This is a genomic window from Amycolatopsis umgeniensis, assembly GCF_014205155.1.
Lineage (GTDB): Bacteria > Actinomycetota > Actinomycetes > Mycobacteriales > Pseudonocardiaceae > Amycolatopsis > Amycolatopsis umgeniensis.
Genome location: NZ_JACHMX010000001.1, coordinates 5871955 through 5894171, shown reverse-complemented (window position 1 = coordinate 5894171; position 22217 = coordinate 5871955). Strand labels below are relative to the sequence as shown.

The window sequence follows — 22217 nt, the reverse complement described above, 5'->3', positions numbered from 1 at the left end:
GCGCCGCCCCCTCGCCGTCGTAACGCGCAAGTGTAGCTACAACGTGGTTCCCGGTTCTGTTTCCTCGGTCACCAGATCGTAGGTTTCGAAACTGAAGCGGGCGAGGGTACCCACCCAATTCCGATAGACCTGTAGATCATCGAAGGATTCGACGTCTAGCCGCCATTCAGGTGGAAAGGCTTCGGACAACGATTCTCCGCCGGAAAGCGCGACGAAGGTCGAGCGCGCGGTGTCCGGATCGGCGACCAGCAGGGTCAGCAGGACGAGCACCGCCCGATAGGGACCGCCGACGAACCGCGCCAGTTCCGCGTCGGGGATGCCGATGCGCACGAGCCGGTAGAGGTTGACCAGTTTCCGGATTTCACGCGGTGTGTTGAGCCTTTTCCGCAGCACGTGGACGAAATCGCGTTCGACCTCGGTGAGCCGCAACCGATCCGGCCGCATGTTGTAGAACGTCGGCGGGGCCGTGTCGTCGACGACGACCTCCACCTGTTCGCCGCCTTCACCGCGTTCGAAGGTGTCCCCGTCCTCCGGCCATTCTCCGTGCCCACCCGAGTCCGGCCCCCGTCCCTCGATCGGCATCAGGGCGTCGATCAGTTCGTCCGCCGCGGCTCCCATGGGGCGCAACGCGAACACGATCTGGAAGATCTTGTCGAGATACTCGGTCCGCCGCGCTTCCCCTGCCCCGAACAGTTCTTCGTGATGCTGGTCGAGGCATCGCCGCAACCACCTCGGATCGACGGCCACCACCACGACGAACGCTGGCAAGGCCAGCAGCAGGTGCACCGCGGCGAGCACCTCGATCACCTTCGACGGCGGGCACCGGTCGAGGTCGTCGATGTAGAGCACGATCCGTTCCAGCGGCGGCTCGCCCTCGCCGCCCGCCAGCAGCCAGTCCTTCCGCGCGTCCGCCAGATCGGCGCTCAGCTCCGCGAGATCTTCCCGGACTCGGGCGAAAACCCCTTGGTAGTCCCCGTATCTGCTCGTTCTCGCCTCGTCGATCAGATCGCCGAGACGGGCGGCCGCGTCCAGCCGCCGGAGCCGCTCCTCGGTCTCACGGACCTCGGTCTCGAACCGTTCCGCCCGTCTGCCGACGTCGTGCCGCAGTTTGTCCAATGTGGACTTCACCGGCGCGAGGGCCGCCCTCGCGGTGGTGAGCGCCGGGGTCAGCACGGCGCCGAGTGCGACGATCGCCCCCGCGGCGGCGAGGATCGCGTTGTGCCACAAGGCCCAGCCGGTGATCGCCGCGGCGGCGCCGAGCACGCCGGAGACCGCGTAGCCCGCGACGGCGAGCCGCCGACGACGTCGCTCGGCCCGGTCCGCCCCGGACACCAGTAGCCGCCAGCGCCAGGTGAACGGGGAATCCGCCTTGATCGCCCGGAGGCTCGCGAGCCTGGTCCTCAACTCCTCGCGTTCGGCACGGACCTCGTCGGCGTCCGCGTGCGTCTCGGGCGCGCCGAGATTCCGGAACAGGTGGTCCACCAGCCCGACCCACAGATGGTCGTCGTGGTACTGCCAGGCGTTGAACCGGATCTGCCGGATCTCGCCGGCGAAGACGCTGTTGGCGGCATTGCCCCGGGAGCGGCGGGCCAGTTCGGCCACCCTGTCCGCCACCTGCCGCACGAAACTCGACTTGCCGGAACCCCAGGGGCCCAGCAGCGCGACGCACAGCGGCGGGCTGGTCTCGCGGTCGGCGATGACCGCGGCGAGCGTGCGCACGTCGTCCTGGAAACCGATCAGGTCGACCGAACTCTCGACGTCCGGGGTGATCCGCGGGCGCGCCCGGCCCGGTTTGGGCTCGACGAACCCGGTGCCGTCGATCTGGTTGCCGAAGCGGTCCCACACCCGGATCGTGCGATCGTCCCCGACCGTGACGATCTTCTCGTTGCCCGCGGTGCAGGCGATCGCGCGGACGTTGCCCTCGTGTCCCTTGAGGAGGGTGTAGTCGGCCGGGTTTTCGCTGTCGCGGACGTGGACCTCGCCGCCGGAACCGCCGGAGAGCACCCATTTGCCGTCCGGGCTGAAGGCCAGTGACCGCACCACCCCGTCGTGTCCGGGGAAGACGAGGGCCGGATCGCCCTTGCGGCCCCACAACCGGACCGTCTCACCCTCACCGGACAGCACCCGCGTGCCGTCGGGCGAAACCGCGACCACGTGGACCGAGCCCACGCCGCCGAACCGGTAGTGGGAAACGACTTCCCGGTCCCACAGCCGCACTCCGCCGGTGTCGTCACCGGCGACCACGACCCGGCCGTCCGGGGTCACCGCGACCGATTCGATCTCCGGGCCGCCGGTGCGCAGGCCGCGGACCGTCACGCCGTCCAGCCGCCGGACCTCGATGGTGCTTCCCGCGCCGGACACGGCGAAATCCTTCGCCACGGCGACCGTGAGTGTCCTCTTGATGGTCTGGACCTCCGGGGGATGCGCCTCGCGACCGGTGAGCCGCCAGCGGCGCACCGTCGTCCCATCGCAACCGACCACGTACTGACCCGAGATACCCACCGCGAGCACCGGCCGATCGTGCCCTGTCAAGGCGAACCGCTGCGCGCCGGTCTCCAGGTCCCATACCCGCACCGTCTTGTCCGTACCGCCCGTGACCAGCCGGTTTCCGTTCACGGCGACAGCGAGGATGGGTGCTTCGTGTCCGGTGAATCGCGCCGTCGTCATAGCCGCACAGTCTTCCGGGCGAGTCAAGATCTTGGTTAACGACAGGCGACTATCGGCGGGTACCCCGACGACCTCGACAGGTCCTAACATCACGCGGAGGCAACGGAGGACTACTCAGAGATCCCTCCCGCCAGAACCAAGAGTGTCGACACTGCTCCGAAATTCCAGCACGCCTTAAACGCGAGGAGTTCAACGTGCTTCGACGTACCTTCGCCGCGGTGCTCACCGGCGCCGCGCTCTCCATCTCGGTGCTCTCGGCACCCTCCGCCGGTGCCGCCGAGATCATGGCGACCACCCTGACCTACGACGACAGCCAGGCCGCGGAGTTCAAGGACGCGGTGGCCGCCGGCGTCAACGTCTGGAACACCAACGTCACCAACGTCCGCCTCGTGAAGGCGACGCCGGGGCAGCGGGTCAACATCCGGATCGTCGCCGACAACGGCTGGCCGCGCGCCACCCTCGGGCCCGTCCGCCCGAACGGCCAGGTCACCGTCTGGTACGGCAGGCAGGCCGTCCAGCAGGGCTACAACAAGACCCGGATCGCTTCGCACGAACTGGGCCACAGCCTCGGCCTGCCCGACGTGAAGCCCGGGCCGTGCTCGTCGCTGATGTCCGGCTCGACCGGTGGCGTCAGCTGCGCCAGCGTGAACCCGAACGCCCAGGAGAAGGCCCGGGTCCAGCAGCTCTACGCCGGCACCGCCGTGCAGAGCGCCGACGCCGGCAAGGTCCTCGCGGACGTCGGCTGATCCCGTGCCAGGGGGTGCCCGCCCGGCACCCCCTGGCCTGGGCGACGTCCCAGGGCGCGTTTCATAGGCCCAGTTCGCGGTCAGCACGCACATCCCGGCGCCCACGCAACGTTCGCGATCGACCTCGAGCTTCATCGCGATCAGTCCCAGGCCACCGGGAGCGCGTACACCCCGTGGATGTCGGAATCCGTCCGCAGCGGGACCTCGTCGGCCGGGACGGCCAGGCGCAGCGCCGGGAACCTGGCGAGCAGCCCGGTGAAGGCGACCTTCATCTGCACCCGCGCGAGCTGCTGACCGAGGCACTGGTGGACACCGTGCCCGAAAGCCAGATGCCCGGCGGCCTTCCGCTTGACGTCGAGCCTGTCGGGCTCCGGGAACTTGAGCGGATCGCGGTTGGCGGCCAGCACCGACACCGCGACAGCCTCCCCCGCCTTGACGAGCTGTCCGCCGATCTCGACGTCCTCGATCGCGGTGCGCACACCGGTGTGCGCGATCGCCAGGTAGCGCAGGAGTTCCTCGACGGCGCCTTCGATGGCCTCCGGGTCCTCGCGCAGGACGGCGAGCTGGTCCGGATTCCGGAGCAACGCGAAAGTGCCCAGCGCCAACATGTTGGCCGTGGTGTCCAAACCGGCCCCCAGCACCAGGAACGCCATACCGGTGAGCTCTTCGTCGGTGAGGTCCGTGGCGGCCAGCTCGCCGAGGATGTCGTCCGTCGGCGCGGCCCGTTTGGCCACGACGAGCCGGTAGAGGTACTCCCCCAGCGCGTTCATGGCGGCTTCCTGTTCCGCGAGCGAGGCGTCCGGCATGTTCAGCGGCAGGACGTTGCGGCGGAAGAACTCGTGGTCTTCGTAAGGGACCCCGAGCAGCTCGCAGATCATCAACGCCGGAATGGGCTGCGCGAAAGCCGTCACCAGATCGGTGGACGTTCCCTGCCGCTCCATGGCGTCGAGAAACTCGGCGGTCACCCGCTCCACCCTTTCGGTGAGCAGCCGCATCCGGCGGACGGTGAACTTGCCCGTGAGCAGCTTGCGGTACCGCGCGTGCTCCGCGCCGTCCATCCTGATGAACATCCCCGGGGCCGCGGGCGGCGGCACCGCCATCGCCGCCGGTCCCGGCAACGGTGAGTGCAGCAGCTCCTGCCGCGAGCTGAACCGCGGATCCGCGGCGATCTCCCGGACGATCGCGTGCCCCGTCGCGAGCCAGCCTTCGTGACCGTCGGGATACGTCAGCCGGACGAGCGGATGCTCGTCGCGCAGCTTGCCGAGTTCGGCGGGTGCGTCGAACGGGCAACCCCGAGGCCGTTCGAGGGGCATTTCCGCGAGATGCGGAACTGAAGTCGTCATAGCTGTTCCTCCCAGATCTTCAGCCAGAACTGAAGGCTACGTTGCATTTATCGATCTCTCAAAGGTCGATGCTGGCGATTTCTCGGTTATAGCTGGTAGATTTCCGGAAATCGTTGCAACGGTGCTGCGGATGAATGCAACAATTCGTTGCACTTGTCTGCGCGTGAACGCACAGGGAGGCACCCATGCCGGGCGGCAGGCTGACGCTCGAAGACCGCCGGCTGATCGCGGCCTGGCTCAAGGACGGCCACGGATACGCCGAGATCGCCCGGCGGCTCGGGCGCCCGACATCGACGATCAGCCGTGAGGTCTCCCGCAACAGCGGGCATTCCGGCTACCGCGCCGAAGAAGCGAGCCGCGTGACCGGCGAACGCGCGCGGCGCCGTTCTCCGAGTCGTTCACGCACCACTCCCGTCGTCGCGAACGGGTACGGACGGGACGAGGAGGCCGTCCGCGCCTTCGAAGCCGAGTTCGCGGAAATGATGGTGACGACCGGACTGCCCCGGATGACCGCGCGGGTGCTCGCCTGCCTTGCCGTCACCGACAGCGGCGTGCTCACCGCGGCCGAACTGACCCGGCGGCTCCAGGTCAGCCCCGCGTCGATCTCCAACGCGGTCGCCTACCTGGAAACGCAAGGAATGCTCAAACGCGAACGGGACGGACGGCGGGAACTGTACGTCGTCGACGGCGAGATCCCCCAACGCGCCTGGGCCGCGAGCGTCCGCTCGAACCACGACTGGGTCGAGGTCACCTACCGGGGCGCCGAACTCCTCGGCACCGCGACCCCGGCCGGCACGCGCATGGACGATCTCGCCCGGTTCTACGGCCGCATCCACGAAGCCATGGTGGACACGGACATCGCGATCTACGTCGGCGACGCCCTCACGGCACTCGCCGCCCTCCTGCACGCCGGCCGCGCGCTCTCCGTCTCGGCACTCTCGGACGCGCTGGGCTGGCCCGCCGAGCGGGTCTCGGCCGCCTTGCGTGCGGCGGAGGAGTACCCGCACATCGCCGGTCCGGTGACGGTGGTGGTTTCCGGCGGTGGGGAGTATCGGGCGGTTCCTTTGGTGGAGCGGCTCACGGCTGCGCAGCTGGAGGCTTTGGGGGGTTGAGGGGTGGTCGGTCTTTGGTTATGGGGGGGGGCTTGGATTGGGGCGGGGTCGCTGGCGGTTGCCGGTTTTCGGCGACGGTGGTGCGGCTCCGTTGCTGGAGTGGCTCGCTGCTGGGCGCGTTGGACTCTCGAGCGGTCGCCGGTTTTCGGCAACGGGGTGGGATGGTGGGGTTCCGCTGGAGGAGTGGCCCACGGCCAGGTGGCTGGCGGCGTCGGAGCTCGGTCGGTAGCCGTTTTTCGGCGATGAGGCAGGCTCCCCGTTGGGGGCGACTCACGGCTGGGCAATTGGCGGTGTGGGGGATGGCAGCGGTGGCCGGTTTCGCCGTTGGTGGAGCGGCTCACGACTGGGGCAGCTAGTGGCATTGGAGGCGGGAGGAGTCGCCGCTTTTCGACAACGGGGGTTCCGTTGATGGGGGCGGCTCACGACCATATCGAAACGCGAACGGTAGCCACTTTTCGGCAATGATGCGGAACGGGTGGCAGTTCCGTAGCCCGGCAACTCACGAGCGCGCCGAGAACGAGGCCGATAGCCGTTTTTCGGCGACGGCGCTCAGAACGGTGGTGGTTCCTCGGCTGGGGGTGCTTTCGGGCGGGGTTCGTGCAGTGGCGGTGGTGTGCTGTCGTAACTCTGCCCGGTCGGGGTGGTGATGGTCAGAGTGCCGTCAGACGCGAGCCGGTAGATCCAACCGGGTTCGTCTTTCAGCCGATGGTCGCGGCGGCACAGGTCGATCAAATCGGCGGCATCGGTGTGGCCGCCGAATTGCCACGGCACCGAGTGGTCGATATCGCAGGCCTGAGCCGGTCGGTGGCAGCCCGGTCTTCGGCACTCGCGGTCCCGCACCCGGACGAACTCGCCTTGCCCGGCTGTCGGCCGGTATCGGTTGCGGCCCAGGTCCAGAACTTGTCCGGACACCGGATCGGTGATGATCCGCCGCAGCACCGTGTCCGCACCGGTCGCGATCTCCCGGGCCAGTGTGGCGGGGATGTGGCCGTGCCCGGCCAGCTCCGCCGGATCGTCATTCACCCCGAGGTAGGTGAACAAGTCCATGTAGAGGAACACCTCGGTACGTTCAGTCTTCCCGCCCTGACCGCCCAGCAGGAGATCGAGCGCCACATCGGCACGCAGCTGATCCAGCGTGCGGGTCTCGCTGCCGGTCTTCAACGCCCGAGCCTCACGATCGATCCGCACATAAGCCGCGGCGACCTTCTCGACGGGGCCGTCCTCGACCTCGATCGACGCCACCCCCGTCTCCCCGTGGCGCACGGTCAACCGACGCCCCTCCCGGTGCCGCTCGACACGCCTGCCCGCACCCTCCCGGTCGACCGTGATCGCCGCATGCCCCGCCGCTTTACGGATCTGCTCGGAATTCTTGTCCTCCAACCGATCCTCCAACACAGCATCCGCCGCGAGCGCGTCCTCATCCGACAACCACGCCGTCGCCGCGGCGACCTTCATCGCGCCAAAGCCGCTCAGTTTGCCTTGGTCCATCAACCCCAGGGTGCGGGGCAGGCGGGTGGTCAACGCTTCAGCCGCGGCGACCATCGCACCAGCATGAGTGTCCACAAGAGACAATCCGAGCGCGACTTCCTGCACTACGCTCCGCGCGCCCTCACGATGCCGTGACAACTGCGCCAGCGCCCGGAACCGCACCGCCTCCAACCGCGCGATATCAGCCGACACCGCCTGCGCCAAAGCGACACACTCCTCGTCACCCAACGTGCGAGGATCCGGTATTTCCTTCAGAACAGCCAAAGAAGTATCCACCCGACAAACCTACAACCAGCCACCGACAATTCCCGATCATGCGACCGGAGTGAGGCGTCGCCGATTTTCGGCAACGCCTCACTAAAGGCAGCCCTACATCACGTCCCGCACGACCATTCGCTCCAAAACACGCTCAAGCCCCACAAGTCCGGACCATACGACCAGAGCGACGCGTCGCCGCAATCCGGCAAAACCTCATCAAAGACGGCCAGCCATCCACAAATCCCGACCACACGACCGGAGCGAGGCGTCGCCGAATTTCGGCAACGCCTCACCAAAGGCGGCCCTAAATCACGTCGCGCACGACCAGAGTGACGCGTCGCCGATTTCCGACAACACCCCACCAAACGCAGCCCTACATCACGTCCCGCACGACCATTCGCTCCGAGGCACGCTCAATCGCCGCCTCAACCGCGCCGACCTTGTCCGCCAGCAGGCCCATCGCGCCGACCGCGCGGCTCATCGGGTCTTCGTCGTCGCCGCCCAGGGCCTGCGCCCGCAGGTAAGCCGCCTTCACGTCCGCCCACCGCTGCGCCTCCGAGGAGTTCAGCCGTCCGCGTAGTTCGGCCAGCTTGAGCAGGTTGGCCTCGGCGCCCGAGGTCAGCGTCTGCGCTTCACCGGCGTAGTGGTCGTCGATGAGCGCTTCCAGTTCGGCGTCGTTCATCGCGGGCACGATACGGCCGGCGAGCTTGTTCATGTTCCGGTACGAGCCCTGTAGCTGGAACGGCGGCTCGACCCGGGACGCGTCCGCCTGCGCGGCCGAAGCGATGTACGCCTGGTTGTTCTTCAGGATGATCCGCTGTACCTGGATCAGTTTTCGCAGCACGGCGAGGATCTGCTCCAGTTCTGTCGCCGAGTACGCGTGCTTGAGCTGATCCGCCCGCACCGAGCCGTCGCCGCGGGCCAGCCGCACGAGAACGTCCACATCGGACCGTTCGCGTGACACCAGCGGAGCCAGTACGGTGTTCGCGGTGAGCGAGTTCTCGATGTAGCTCAGCGCGAACAGCTCTTCCTTGCCCGAAAGGACATCGCCGAGGTTCCACACGTCGGCACGGTTGGCGAGCATGTCCGGGATCCGGAACCGCTTGCCCTGCTCGGTGTACGGGTTGCCCGCCATGCAGACCGCGAACCGCTTGCCACGCAGGTCATACGTCCGCGTCCGGCCTTCCCACACGCCTTCCATCCGCCGCTGCGCGTCGCACAGCGAGATGAACTTCTGCAGCAGCTCCGGCGAAGTGTGCTGGATGTCGTCCAGGTACAGCAACACGTTGTTGCCCTGCTCCAACGCGAACGAGATCTTCTCGACCTCTTGCCGTGCCGTCGCGTTGGGCGCGTCCGCCGGATCCACCGACGTGACGTCGTGCCCGAGCGCCGGACCGTTCACCTTGACGAACACCAGCCCGAGGCGGCTCGCGACGTACTCCATGAGTGTCGTCTTGCCGTAGCCGGGCGGCGAAATCAACAACAACAGACCGGACTGGTCGGTGCGCCGCGCGTCGCCGGTCGCGCCGAGCTGCTTGGCGAGGTTGTCGCCGATCAACGGCAGGTAGACCTCGTCGAGCAGCCTGTTGCGCACGAAGGCGCTCATCACCTTCGGCTTGTACTCGCTCAGCCGCAGCCTGTCCCGCTCGGCCGCCACGAGTTCGTTGCGCTGCCGCTGGTAGGCGCGGAAACCCGGCACCCGATCGCGCCGGAACCGCTGTGTCCTGGCCAATGTCTCGTCGAGTCGCAGGGTCAGGGACCGGTTGACGATCCGCGGATGCGCACCGAGCAGACCGTCCACAGTGGCCGAGAGCTCGGCCGAGGAATCGTATCGGGGCAGGTCCGCCAGCTCGATCGCGACGGCCTCTGCCAGCTCGTCACCGGGCAGGCCAGCTGAGTCCACAAAGGACGTGAGCCAGGCTTCAGCGAGCTGATACCGATCTGCCAGGTCTTCGAGTGCGCGAAGGTCCTCGGCGAAACTCCGGCGGTCGAGCCGGAACTTGTCGAGCAACGTCCGCGCGCCACCGCTGGTGACGAATCCGGGCGACGCGTCGGCCAGTTCCTCGAACAGGTACTCGCCGGCGGATTCGAGATCCAGGGCCAGCCCGGACGCCGCGGCGAAAGCGGCCATCGCCTCGGTGAACTCCCGCGCGAGCGAGTCGATCGCCGTGGTGTGCCCGAACGCTTCCCGCACCCGCGCGAGCGACGCGGCGCGCGTCGTCCACGCCGACTTCGCCGCCTCTTCGGCACCGAAAGCCCAGAACAGCTGAGCGGCGGCCCTCGCCGTGGGCGGATAGCGCAACAATCCGGCGGCGGACCGCAGGCGCAGCAACGCGGACAAGATCGCGGTGGCGTCGTGGTCGTGCACACCGCGCGCGTAGCCCTCGTCGTAGCGGTCGCCCGCCACTCGCCGGACGACCTCCAGCAGATCGGCCTCTTGCAGATCCGGCTTTTCGAGCAGGATCGACGTGGCAAGGTACTCGGCGCGATAGACCTCGGGCGATTCCGAGACCAGCAGCTGATCCCAGTACGGCCGCGTCGCCTCGAACGACTCGTCCCGCACGGGCGAGCGGTAGTCGGTCCCGGTGATCGCGAACTTCATCCCGCCTTCGTGCGGCACCAGGGTGAGGTCGATGTCCTGCGTGTTGACCGCGAAAGTGTTGCGGCCGAGGCGGATCGTCTCCCCGCCCTCGCCGTACAGGTCGAGCCTGTCGCGCAGCGCGCGGCCGGCTTCCTGGCGGGCGGCCTTGACACGGCCTTCGAGCTCTTCGGCACGCACCTGGTCGCCGAGGTCACGCAGTTCGGCGACGACACTGCGCAGCTTCGCGACCATGGGGTCGGACGCGAAGTACGTGTTGATCTCGTCGACCGAACCGAGCGTGCCGACCCGCCTGGTCACGCTCGAGAGGATCCGGCCCGCCGAATCGACGAGTCTGTCCGCACGGCGCGCCCGCTCGTCGAGCAGCGCTTGCTTGCGCGAGGAGAAAGCCTCGTAAACATCGGTGCGCTTCTCACCCAGCGACGCCAGGAAGTCGTCGAACTCACCGAAGCGCGATTCGAGGTTCTCCAGCTGCAGCAGCAATCTGCCGAGCTGCTCGTCGCACCTGTCCGGGGTGTCCGCGACCGCGAGCCCGCCGGTGATGGCCTGCGCCAGCAAGGCGAACTCGGCGGCGAACTCCGCCCGGCCCTCGGTCTCCAGCAGTTCCTTGCGCCGCGCGTCGAGCGTGGCCCGAGCCCGGTTGACGCCGCCGATGACTTCGCCGACCCGTTCGAGGATCCGCGTCCGCACCACGGCGTCCGCGATCTCCAGCCCGCCGACGACGTCGGTGAGGACTTCGAGCCCACCGGACTGCTCGTCCAGCTGCTCGGCGACCGGGACCGCCTCGGCGACGGTCGAGATCGCGCCCGCGGCCTCGATCAGCCCGTCGACCTCGGCGTGGTAGCTCGTGAACGCGTCCTCGCCCTGCAGGAACCGGACAGCCCGCTGCGCTGCCTCGCCGAACTCCGTGTCGAGGTCGGCGATCAGCTTGTCGACCCGGTCGGTGTCGACATAACGCAGGTCCCGCACGGTGACGAGATGTCCCCGCGCGCGGTGCATTTCGGCGAGCCTGCGCACCCACGCGTCAGCCGCGTTCAGCGCCTCGCCGCGCACCTTCCGCACGAGCGACGCTGTCTCCGCGGCCGCTTCCTCGACGGCTTCGGCCGCCTGCGCGGTGAGCGAGGTGACCGTCTCGAACTCGTCGAGCACCTGCTCCGCGGTGACACGGACATCCGAAAGCGGCGAACGCAGATCACCGAGTTCGGCCTCGCCGAGCCAGTGGTAGTGGTCGAAAACCCGCGCGCACGCGGCGATCAGCGCCTCGAACACAGCGGCCGACGGCGCCATCTCGCCGACCATCCGGCCGATCGAAAGACAGTCGGAGATCCCGCGGACCAGATCGGCGTTGCCGACCCGCTCCAGCGGCCCAGTCCCTGCGGGCTGCGACGCGGCGAAGGTGTCCGATTGAAACGGCGTCCGCCACACCTGCATCGGGTGCACCCGGCTCGGCTCGTCGGACATCGCCCGGAACAGCACCATCGTGCCGTCGTCGAACAGCGAGTACCCGTGGCACGGGATCGGGTTCGAGACCTCTTTGCGGATCACGTTGTACGGCAGGAGAAGCGAGCGTCCCTCGGCCCGCGCGTGGAAGACGTAGAGCACGTCCTCCCCGTTGGGCGAGCGGATCACACGCTCGAATTCGAGACCGTCCACAGTGGTGTCGAACGTCTTGCTGACACCCGTGTCGAGGTAGTACCCGCCGGGGAAGATGATCCCGTGGTCCTCGGGCAGCCGCTGGCACGCCTGCCCGATCCCGTCGAGACGCACCACGTCCCGCGTGCGCGTGTTGAACACCAGATACCGGTGCTCGGTCTCCTTGTACGGCAGCATCCGCAGCAGGATCAGCGGACCGATCCTGGCGTAGGAGACCTCGGCGTCGGCCAGGCTCTGCAGCGGCTCGTCGACAGGCTCGGCATAGACGCCCTCGCCGGTCTCGGTGTTGTTCTCGACCTTGATCGTCAGGTTGCCGCCGACGGTCTCGACGAACACCTCGTCCTCGATCGAGATGTGCGGATGCCGTCCGAGGACGTGCTGCTCGCGGCTGGTCTCGGTCCACTCGAAATCGTGCGACGGCGGGAAGACGTGGTCGCGTTCGCCTCGGCTGTCCACATAGGACACCTTGCCGTCGGACGCGATCCCCCAGCGCAGCACACGGATGTCCTCGGTCCGCGGACCGATCTGGAACACCGCGAGCAGTTTGCCCTCGACCCGCCGCAGCTGCAGCAGTTTCGCCTGCCGGTAGTACCGGTACAGCTCGGCGAAATCGCGGACGAACTGCTCGTCGCGCAACAGTCCCGGGAGCTCTTCGGCAGGCACGTCGTCGAAACGGAAGGCCTCCGCGTCATGACTGAAGCCGTGCAGCGAGAAGACGTCGTCGACCGTCGTCTCGGGTTTGAGCCCGATGAAGACGTTGTAGCCGAACAACATCCGCCCGCCGACCGAAACGACGTCGCGCGGCACGCAGTTGTTCGCGGTGCGGATCCGTTCCGTCCCGATCAGCGCGAGTTGCGCGCTGCCGAACACCCCGAGCCGCGCGGTGTTGAGTTCGTCCGCGCGTTTCGCCAGTTCGGCGGCCTGTGCGGCGAGCCGGGCGCGGAGCACCTCATAGGTGCCCGCGTCCAGCTGCTCCGTTCCTGCCGCCGGTTCGGTCGTCGTCACTGCTTCGCGGGGGCGAGGGCGGCGACAGACTGCTCGGCGAGGCCGAGCCGCTGCGCCATCGACAGCAGCTCACGCAGCTTGTCGCTGTCCGGGCCGCCCGCCTGCAGCTGCTTGGCCAGGAAGGCCGACAGCGTCAGGTTCTTCACGTCCTCGGTGCTCACCGAGCCGACCAGTTTGGTCAGGTCGTCGGTGAAGCTGCCCGAACCGTCGAGCCACGACTTCCCCAGCGTCTGGACGACGTCCGAGTGCTCGACGAATCCGTCCACGCTCTTGCCGAGCCCGATCGAGCCGATGACCTTCTCGAAGAACATGGTCTCGCCGCCGACGATGTCGATGTCGGCCTTCTCCAGCCCGATGCCGAGCACCGTGGCCTGCGCCTCGGCGACCTCACGCTGCACGTTGAGCGCGGCGAGCCGGATCTCCTTCTCGGCCTCCAGGCGCAGGCGGTACTCCTCGTGCTGGCGGCTGGCGGTGTCGAGTGCGGCCATCGCAGCGGCCTTCTCGGTGAGACCTTCGGCCTCGCCCTTGAGCTTGTCTCGCATCGCGTCGGCGAGCACGATCGCTTTCTCGCGCTCGACGATCGCCTCGGCGCGGCCGACCTTCTCCAGCGCGTCGGCGTCGCGTTCCTTGACCTGCGCCGCGGCCAGCCCGATGGCGGCCTCCTCGGCCTGGATGCCTTCCGCCAGGCGGATCTTCGCGCGGGTCTCCAGCTCGGCGGCCTGCTGGCGCGCCTCGGCCAGCGTCAGTTCCTCGCGGGCCTTGTGCTTCGACGCGGCCTCGGCGGCTTCCGCGGCCTTGATGTCCTTGACGAGGTTTTCCTGCGCCTCCGCCTCGGCACGGATGATGATGGCCGAGCGCTGACGCTCCGCCTCTTCGACGACGCGGAGCTTCTTGATGTTCTCTTCCTGCTCCGCCACGGTCTTCTCGACCGCGATCCGCTCGCGGATCACCTCGGCGATGGACCGCTTCTCGGTCTCGACTTCCTTGTCCTTGGCGATCCGGGACAGTTCGGTCTCGCGTTCGCGGCCGATGACCTCGAGGAGCCTGTCCTTCTCGATGCGCTCGCTCTCGATGGCGATCACGCGCTCACGGTTCTTGCCCGCGACCTCGATCTCACGCTGCTGGTTCTGGTGCTGGACGCCGAGCTGCTCGTCCGTGCGCAGATCGGCGGCCTGCGACTTGAGCCGCTCCTCCGCCTGCACCTTGGCGATCTCGGCCTCTTCGCGCGCCCGCATGGTCTCGACCTCGCGGCGCTGCTTGATCTCGGCGTCGGCCTGCCTGCGCTCCAGTTCGAGGATCGCTTCGCGGGCGTCCACGTTCTGGCGGGTGATCTCTTTTTCCTCGCCGCGGCGGAATTCGTTGGTGCGCACGTGCTCGATCGCGGTCAGCTCGGTGATCTTGCGGATACCCTGCGCGTCGAGGATGTTCGCGGAATCGAGCTGCGACATCGGCGTCTGCTCGAGGTAGTCGATGGCCGCGTCCTCGAGGCTGTACCCGTTGAGGTCGGTGCCGATGACGCGGATGATCTGGTCGCGGAATTCGTGGCGTTTGGTGTAGAGATCGACGAAGTCGAGCTGCTTGCCGACGGTTTTCAACGCCTCGGAGAACTTGGCGTTGAACAGTTCCTGCAGCGTCGCCTCGTGGCTCGCGCGTTCGGTGCCGATCGCCTGCGCGACCTTGATGACGTCCTCGACGGTCTTGTTGACCCGGACGAAGAACGAGATCCGGATGTCGGCGCGGATGTTGTCCCGGCAGATCAGGCCCTCACGGCCGGTGCGGGTGATTTCCATCGCCTTGACCGAAGTGTCCATGATCTCGGCCTTGTGCAGTACCGGAAGGACGATCGCGCCGGTGAAGGTGACGTCCACCCGGCGGACCTTCGAGATGATCAGTGCCTTCCCCTGCGGCACCTTCTTGAACAACCTGGTGATCGTGAAGAGCAAGACCAGGAGGATGACAACTATCACGGCGATCAGAACGCCGGCCCCCACGCTGATGGCACCCATAGTGTTCCTTTTCTGCTTCAGATGTCCAAAGACTCGACCCAGAAGAACTCGCCTTCGGAGTCGTAGTCATAGAGAACTACGCGGCTCCCCGCCGTCAGGTTGCCTTGGCCCGCCTGCCGAACGTCCACAATGGCCGTCGACCCGTCGGCGGCGGCGACTTCGGCCTGCCCGAAGTCGTGGGTCACGGACGACGTGCGGATGACCGCGGCGCGACCGACGAAGTCCCTCCTGCTCGGTTCCTTCGCGGGACCGAACACCCGGCGCAGTGGCACCACGATCACCCTCGTCCCGAGTGTGCCGAGGACGAGCGCGACGGCGAGTACGCCGACCCCGAGCCCGATCCTCGATGGTGTCGAAAGCTCCAAGTCATCGAGAAGAACCGTTCCTGCCAGGCTGGCGAACCAGGTGAATGCGATCAGCAATGAGAGCGAAAGGGACAGTGGGACACCGCCGAAGCCCGCCAAGAGCCCGTCGCCGCCGTCGAAGCCATCGGTGTCGACGCCGCCGAACAGTGCCAGCAGCCAATAGCCGATCACCACGATCAGCAGGAAGCTGAACAGCACGGCCGGAAACCCCAGAGCCGCGGTGACGAACCCGCCCATCGCCGTCGTTCCCTCCCCCATTACCCCGGGTCAGGACTATAACCAGCGCGTGACACCCGGCGGGCCGTTTTCGGCTACGAGTGGGTCACGGTGTGCGGAAGCGTGCGCGGTCACGTGTGCTTGGAGCCGGAACTCACGTGACCAGAGCCGTGACTCACGTGTTTGGAGCCGGAACTCACGAGATCCGGCTCCAAGCACGCGAGTTCCGGGTCTGATCACGCGAGATCGGTGCGCGGCCGGGTGCGGAGCGTTACGCCGACCGGCCGCGCGGAAGCCATCCGGTTGGACCTGTCGCGCCACCGGGGCGACCCCTACTCTCCAGTATTGAGAGTGACACAGGACACACCACGGTCTTGGGAGGCTCCATTGGGGTGGCACGTTCGCGAGGTGATCGACGGGGATCAGCGCGAACGGCGGATCCGCCACGTCACCCGATGTCTGAGCTGCACGCTCACCTGCGTCCATTGTGGACTTCCGGCCGGCTTCGCCCTTCCCGTGGGACATCCCGGACTCGGGGTTGTCGAGCACCTCCCTGGCTCGACAACCCCCGGCCTGCCCGACCTCGCCCTGCTGCACCGGTTCTGCCGGGACAACCTCGCCACTGAACCCGGCATCGCGCTCAGACGCGCGTACCTCGGGCTGGCGACCGAACTCTTCGAAGCGGGGCGGCGGATCCGCCGTCTCCGCAGACTCGGCGTGCATCCCCCGCGGCCGGGACATCTCGAGGCCTACCGAAAACGGTGGCGAGTGGCCAAAATGCGGTACGCCTGCAAGGCGTGCCGGTACTACACCGGCTCTCACTGAGCCGATTCTCCCCCGGAGGACTCGTGCTCGTTCGTCTCATCCTCGGTCTGCTCATCACCGTCGCCGGCCTCGCTTTCGCCGCCCGCCGCGCCGCTTGGCTCGCCAAGCTGATCCGATCCGGCCAGCCGGACGAGAAACGGTCGGACGTCATGGCCGTGCGCGCGAAAACGCATGTGGCCGAAGTCTTCGGGCAGCGCAAACTACTGAAGTGGTCCGTCCCCGGGCTGGCGCATCTGTTCACGTTCTGGGGTTTCGTGATCCTCGGCTCGGTCTACGTCGAGGCGTACGGCGCTCTGTTCGACCACGACTTCCACATCCCGCTCATCGGGCACTGGGCGGTTCTGGGTTTCCTGCAGGATTTCATCGCTGTCGCGGTCGTCGTCTCGCTCGCGGTCTTCGCGGTCATCCGGATCCGCCAGGCACCCGAGCGGAAAGACCGCGCGTCGCGCTTCTTCGGTTCGCACACCGGGGGCGCTTGGCTGATCCTGTTCATGATCTTCAACGTGATCTGGACGATGTTCCTCTTCCGCGGCGCGTCGGCGGCGGTCGGCGTCTTCCCGTACGAGTCGGGCGCGTGGGTTTCCCTCGGCGTCGGCGAACTCCTGGAGCCGCTCGGACTCCCGGTCACCGAGCCGCTGGAGACGGTCGGCCTGCTGCTGCACATCGGTGTCATGCTGGCGTTCCTGTCGATCGTGCTCTATTCCAAGCACCTGCACATCTTCCTGGCGCCGGTCAACGTCACCGCCAAACGGCTGCCCGACGCGCTCGGCCCGCTGCTGCCGATGGAGTCCGGCGGCAAGCCGATCGACTTCGAGGATCCGGGCGAGGACGACACCTTCGGCCGCGGCAAGATCGAGGATTTCACCTGGAAGGGCATGCTCGACTTCGCCACCTGCACCGAATGCGGCCGCTGCCAGTCGCAATGCCCGGCGTGGAACACCGGGAAACCGTTGTCCCCCAAGCTCATGATCATGGATCTGCGTGACCACCTCTTCGAGAAGGCGCCGTACATCCTGGACGGTAAAGAGGCGCCCGAAGAACGTCCGCTCGTCGGCACCAAGGAGGACTTCGGCGTCATCGACCCGGACGTCCTGTGGTCCTGCACCTCCTGCGGTGCTTGCGTCGAGCAGTGCCCGGTGGACATCGAGCACGTCGACCACATCGTCGACATGCGCCGCTACCAGGTGATGATCGAGTCGGCCTTCCCCAGCGAACTCGGCGTCCTGTTCAAGAACCTCGAGACCAAGGGAAACCCTTGGGGCCAGAACAATTCCGACCGTCTCGCCTGGACGAAGGACCTCGGCTTCGAGGTGCCGATCTTCGACGGCGAACTGGCCGAAGACGTCGAGTACGTCTACTGGGTCGGCTGCGCGGGCGCGTTCGACGACAACGCCCGCAAGACCGTCCGAGCCACCGCCGAGCTCCTGCATCTCGCGGGGGTCAAGTACACGATCCTCGGCACCGACGAGTCCTGCACCGGCGACCCGGCCCGCCGTTCCGGCAACGAGTTCCTCTTCCAGATGCTCGCGCAGCAGACCGTCGAGACGCTGAACGCGGTGTTCGACGGCCGCGAACCAGGGACGCGCAAGATCGTCACCACATGCCCGCACTGCCTGAACACGCTCGGCCGCGAGTACCCGCAACTCGACGGGCACTACGAGGTCCTGCACCACACGCAACTGCTCAACCGCCTGGTCCGCGCGAAGAAGCTGACCCCGGTCAAACCGGTCGACGCCGGGCCGGTGACCTATCACGACCCGTGTTACCTCGGCCGCCACAACAAGGTCTACGAGCCGCCGCGCGAACTCGTCGGCGCGACGGGCGCCACGCTCAGCGAAATGCCCCGGCACGCCGATCGCTCCCTCTGCTGCGGCGCCGGTGGCGCGCGGATGTGGATGGAGGAGCAGATCGGCAAGCGCATCAATCTCGAACGCGTCGACGAGGCCCTCGGCACGGACGCCGAAACCATCGTCACCGGCTGCCCGTTCTGCCGCGTGATGCTGAACGACGGCCTGGTGCAGCGGCAAAGTGAGCAGCGTGGCGAGAACGTCACCGTGCGCGACGTCTCCCAGCTCCTGCTGGAGACCGTGAAGGAGCGAGACCGGACCGCGACCGAGATTTAAGGCACACGGGAGTTGGAAGTTCGGCGCACCGAACTCTAGACTCACGGGATGGCTAATCTCCGCAAGACCGTCTTCGCGCTGGCCGCGTCGACGCTCGTCCTGACCGCGTGCGGTGCCGCGGGCAACGGAACGAGCGGCGGCACGGACGACAAGCGGCCCGTGGTGCTGACCACGTTCACGGTCTTGGCGGACATCGCGGCGAACGTCGCGGGCGACAAGCTCAAGGTCGAGTCGATCACCAAACCCGGCGCCGAGATCCACGGTTACGAGCCCACGCCGGACGACATCAAGAAGGCCGCGAAGGCCGACCTGATCCTCGACAACGGGCTGAACCTGGAGGCCTGGTTCGCCCGGTTCGTCTCGGAGAGCGACGCGCCGCACAAGGTGGTCAGCGAGGGTGTCGAGCCCATCGCCATCGGCGAGGATTCCTACCAGGGCAAGCCGAATCCGCACGCCTGGATGTCGCCGAAGAACGTCGGGATCTACGTGGACAACATGGTCAAGGCGTTCAGCGAGGTCTCTTCCGGTGACGCCGCCGTGTTCAAGGCCAATGGCGACGCCTACAAGGCGAAACTGCAGGCCGTCCAGGACGAGATGACCGGTGCGCTGAGCGGGCTGCCGAAGAACGAGCGCGCGCTGGTCACCTGCGAGGGCGCCTTCTCCTACCTCGCGCGAGACACCGGCCTCACCGAGCGGTACATCTGGGCGGTCAACGCCGAACAGCAGGCCACGCCGCAGCAGATCACCCGCGCCATCGGCTTCGTCAAGGAGAACAAGGTCCCCGCGGTGTTCTGCGAGTCGACCGTCTCCGACGCCCCGATGCGCCAGGTCGTCTCCGCGACCGGTGCCGCTTTCGGCGGCGTCCTCTACGTCGATTCCCTGTCCGGCCCCGAAGGCCCGGTGCCGACGTACCTCGACCTCATCCGCCACGACTCGAAGACGATCGTGGCCGCCCTCACCGGGGCGAAGCCGTGACGGCCGCGATCCGCGTCGAAGGCGTGACCGTTCACTACGGTGACGTCCTGGCGCTCGACGGTGTGGACGTCTCCCTCGAACACGGCCGCGTCTGCGGGCTGATCGGGATGAACGGCTCCGGGAAGTCGACCCTGTTCAAGACGATCATGGGCATGGTCCGGCCGGACTCCGGCACGGTCTCGGTCGACGGCGGCCCGCCCGTCCGCGCCCGCAAGTCCGGCGCGATCGGGTACGTGCCACAGAGCGAGGACGTCGACTGGTCGTTCCCGCTCTCGGTGCGCGACGTCGTGATGATGGGGCGCTACGGGCATCTCGGCTTCACCAGGAGGCCGCGCCGCGCCGACCACGAGGCCGTCGATCTGGCGCTGGAGCGGGTCGAGCTGACCGAACTCGCCGGACGCCAGATCGGGCAGTTGTCCGGCGGGCAGCGCAAACGCGCGTTCGTCGCGCGCGGGATCGCCCAAGGCGCCCGTGTCCTCCTGCTGGACGAGCCGTTCGCCGGGGTGGACAAGCGGTCCGAAGCCACGATCACCCGGCTGCTCAAGGAACTCGCGGCCGACGGCGCCGCGGTCCTGATCTCCACACACGATTTGCACGCGCTGCCCGGTCTCGCCGACGAGGCGATCCTGCTGATGCGCAAGGTGCTCGCGCACGGCTCCCCCGGCGAGGTGCTCCGGCCCGAGAATCTCGCGCTCGCCTTCGGACTCGACGTCCTGCAACGGGAAGAAGAACCCGCGTGAGTCTCTACGACCTGTTCCTCGAGCCGCTGAGCTACGACTTCATGGTGCGGGCGCTGGCTTCCACGGTGATCGCGTCCACGGTCTGCGCGGTGCTTTCGTGCTGGCTGGTGCTGATCGGCTGGTCGCTGATGGGCGACGCGGTTTCGCACGCGGTGCTGCCCGGCGTCGTGCTCGCCTACGTCCTCGGCGCGCCGTTCGCGCTGGGCGCCGTCGTATTCGGTTTCCTCGCCGTGGCGCTGATCGGTGTCGTCCGCGACACCAGCCGTGTCAAGGAGGACGCCGCGATCGGCATCGTGTTCACCACGCTGTTCGCGCTCGGCCTCGTCCTGATTTCGGTGACGCCGAGCCAGACCGACCTGAACCACATCATCTTCGGGAACCTGCTCGGCGTGGACACCTCGGATCTGCTCCAGATCGGCGTCCTCGGCGCGATCACTCTCGGCCTGCTGGTACTCAAACGCCGCGATTTCACCTTGTACGCCTTCGATCCCACGCACGCGCACGCCATCGGCCTCAACCCGAGGGTGCTCGGTGCCGCGCTGCTCGGGCTGCTCGCGCTGACAGCGGTGGTCGCGCTGCAGGTGGTCGGCGTGATCCTCGTGGTGGCGATGCTGATCATCCCCGGCGCGACGGCGTACCTGCTCACCGACAGGTTCGGCCGCATGCTGGTGTTCGCGCCGTCGTTCTCGGTGCTCGCGGCGGTGACCGGGCTGTACCTGAGCTACCACCTCGACACCGCGTCCGGCGGGATGATCGTGCTGGTGCAGGGCGCCGGGTTCACACTGGTGTACCTGTTCGGGCCGCGGCACGGGATCGTCGGGAAGCGGCTGGCCAAGCGCAGGCGCGAGCGGCGTGACGTCTCAGTTCCAACGGCCGGCTAGCACGAGGGCGACGGTGGCGCCGAGCACCCGCACACCCCGGTAAGAGCCCGCGTCCATTCCGGCGAGTTCGCGGATCCGGCGGAGCCGGTAGTCGAGGGTCCGCGGGTGGATGTGCAACGCCCCCGCGGTGTTCAGCCGGTTCATGTCGTGCCGGTAGTAGGCGTCGAGCGTGGTCACCAGATCGGGTCCGGACTCCAGCCGCCGCGCGACCCCGCGTAGCCACTCGTCGACCTGCGGCAGCCGGGCGACGCCGAGTTCGGCGAAGACATCGGTCATCACGGGCAACCGGCCCGGTCTGGCCTCGACGGGAGCGACCCGGCTGATCCGCCGGGCCAGACCGGCGGTGTCGGCCAACGCGCGGACCCGACCGGAAGCCGCGCCTGTCGCGCAGGGACGTCCGATCAGCTCCGCGCACTCGCGCACGAGACCCAGCGCGCGTTCCCGCACCGTTTCGGGGTCCGCGCAGGGGAACAGGGCGACCAGTTCGCCGGGCTCCGTCCAGATCATCGGCACCCTTTCGCGTTTCAGCAACGCGCCGATGATCTCCTCGCGCCGTTCCTCCGGAGGCAGGGGTTCCCCGGGAAAGCGCACGACCGCGATCAGGTACCGGTCGGCGGAACCCAGCTCGAGGCTTTCCGGGAGACCTGGGATCACCGCTTTGTCCTCGAGCAGGGCCGCGGCGAGTTCCTGTGTCCGTTTGACGAACGGCGTACCGCGTTTCTGCCCGGTCAGGAATCCCCGGAGGTACGCGTTCTGCCCGGCGAGGCCGTTGCCGGGCAGCCAGCCGATCATCTCGGTCACTTGACCGACCTCGTGCAAGCCGGCCGCCTCGTGGATCTCGCGCAGGGTGAGCACGTCGTGCAGATCGAGAACGCGGCGCCCGGACCCCGTGGAAACCCCCTGTGCGCCGCGTTGCTCGCCGAAAGCCGTCAGCACCGCCAAATCCTCGCCCGTGAAGGGCGAGCCGTCGGCGGCGAGTTCGACCTCACGACGTCTGAGCAGGACCGCGAAGTCCAGCATCGAAGCACGGACGCCGTCCACCCGTGCCGCGGCCCGGAAATCGGGGACCTCGCTCAGATAGACGTCGACGGCCCGTCGCGCGTTGTGGTCCACCCTGTCCCACAACAGTTTGTAGAGACCTTCCATATCCGCTCCCCCGCCTCTCCGCTCGGGAGGCTACGGACCACGACTGGATTTTCTCTGGACCGGCCGGGG

General features: G+C 67.6%; 14 protein-coding genes. 7 read left to right on the top strand and 7 right to left on the bottom strand.

From position 1 onward, the window contains the following. Positions 1–36: 36 nt before the first annotated feature. Positions 37–2667, bottom strand: coding sequence for a P-loop NTPase fold protein (locus HDA45_RS27935; RefSeq protein WP_184900221.1), 2631 nt, complete (start codon positions 2665–2667; stop codon positions 37–39). A gap of 194 nt (positions 2668–2861) precedes the next feature. Between HDA45_RS27935 and HDA45_RS27930 the strand changes: the two genes are divergently transcribed. Further along, positions 2862–3413 carry a snapalysin family zinc-dependent metalloprotease gene (locus tag HDA45_RS27930; RefSeq protein ID WP_184900219.1) on the top strand — a complete coding sequence of 184 codons (552 nt, stop codon included), beginning with the start codon at positions 2862–2864 and terminating at the stop codon, positions 3411–3413. Positions 3414–3553: 140 nt separating this feature from the next. Here the strand turns inward: HDA45_RS27930 and HDA45_RS27925 are convergent, their stop codons facing one another. Then, a complete protein-coding gene (locus HDA45_RS27925; protein WP_184900217.1) occupies positions 3554–4756 on the bottom strand; it encodes a cytochrome P450 in 1203 nt (400 codons plus the stop codon). 185 nt (positions 4757–4941) lie between these two features. Here HDA45_RS27925 and HDA45_RS27920 point away from each other — a divergent pair, with 185 nt between their 5' ends. Further along, complete coding sequence (locus HDA45_RS27920) at positions 4942–5868, top strand: GbsR/MarR family transcriptional regulator (protein ID WP_184900215.1); 927 nt, start codon at positions 4942–4944, stop codon at positions 5866–5868. A 549-nt stretch (positions 5869–6417) separates the two neighbouring features. Here HDA45_RS27920 and HDA45_RS27915 read toward each other — a convergent pair. The 4 genes from HDA45_RS27915 to HDA45_RS27900 form a co-directional block, all read right to left on the bottom strand. Next, positions 6418–7620 (bottom strand): HNH endonuclease signature motif containing protein, encoded by a 1203-nt coding sequence (locus HDA45_RS27915; protein ID WP_184906107.1) that lies wholly within the window; start codon positions 7618–7620, stop codon positions 6418–6420. 367 nt (positions 7621–7987) lie between these two features. Beyond that, positions 7988–12871 carry a DNA repair ATPase gene (locus HDA45_RS27910; protein WP_184900213.1) on the bottom strand — a complete coding sequence of 1628 codons (4884 nt, stop codon included), beginning with the start codon at positions 12869–12871 and terminating at the stop codon, positions 7988–7990. Then, positions 12868–14814 (bottom strand): flotillin family protein, encoded by a 1947-nt coding sequence (locus HDA45_RS27905; RefSeq protein WP_246480808.1) that lies wholly within the window; start codon positions 14812–14814, stop codon positions 12868–12870. The genes HDA45_RS27910 and HDA45_RS27905 overlap by 4 nt, the downstream gene beginning before the upstream one ends. A gap of 80 nt (positions 14815–14894) precedes the next feature. Further along, a complete protein-coding gene (locus HDA45_RS27900; RefSeq protein WP_246480807.1) occupies positions 14895–15500 on the bottom strand; it encodes a hypothetical protein in 606 nt (201 codons plus the stop codon). A 366-nt stretch (positions 15501–15866) separates the two neighbouring features. Between HDA45_RS27900 and HDA45_RS27895 the strand changes: the two genes are divergently transcribed. The 5 genes from HDA45_RS27895 to HDA45_RS27875 are packed head-to-tail and all read left to right on the top strand — an operon-like array spanning position 15867 to position 21002. Then, the gene (locus HDA45_RS27895) at positions 15867–16283 is read left to right on the top strand and encodes a hypothetical protein (RefSeq protein ID WP_343072166.1); all 417 of its coding nucleotides are present in this window, start codon (positions 15867–15869) and stop codon (positions 16281–16283) included. Positions 16284–16306: 23 nt separating this feature from the next. Continuing rightward, the gene (locus HDA45_RS27890) at positions 16307–18406 is read left to right on the top strand and encodes a heterodisulfide reductase-related iron-sulfur binding cluster (RefSeq protein WP_184900206.1); all 2100 of its coding nucleotides are present in this window, start codon (positions 16307–16309) and stop codon (positions 18404–18406) included. A gap of 48 nt (positions 18407–18454) precedes the next feature. Next, a complete protein-coding gene (locus HDA45_RS27885) occupies positions 18455–19381 on the top strand; it encodes a metal ABC transporter substrate-binding protein (protein ID WP_184900204.1) in 927 nt (308 codons plus the stop codon). Continuing rightward, on the top strand, positions 19378–20121 hold the full coding sequence (locus tag HDA45_RS27880) for an ATP-binding cassette domain-containing protein (RefSeq protein WP_184900202.1): 744 nt from the start codon (positions 19378–19380) through the stop codon (positions 20119–20121). Before HDA45_RS27885 ends, HDA45_RS27880 begins: the two co-directional genes overlap by 4 nt. Next, complete coding sequence (locus HDA45_RS27875; RefSeq protein WP_184900200.1) at positions 20118–21002, top strand: metal ABC transporter permease; 885 nt, start codon at positions 20118–20120, stop codon at positions 21000–21002. Before HDA45_RS27880 ends, HDA45_RS27875 begins: the two co-directional genes overlap by 4 nt. Here the strand turns inward: HDA45_RS27875 and HDA45_RS27870 are convergent. Beyond that, positions 20982–22148: a PucR family transcriptional regulator gene (locus HDA45_RS27870; protein WP_184900198.1), complete on the bottom strand. Its 1167-nt coding sequence runs from the start codon at positions 22146–22148 to the stop codon at positions 20982–20984. The two genes, HDA45_RS27875 and HDA45_RS27870, sit on opposite strands and share 21 nt — an antisense overlap. Positions 22149–22217: the final 69 nt, after the last annotated feature.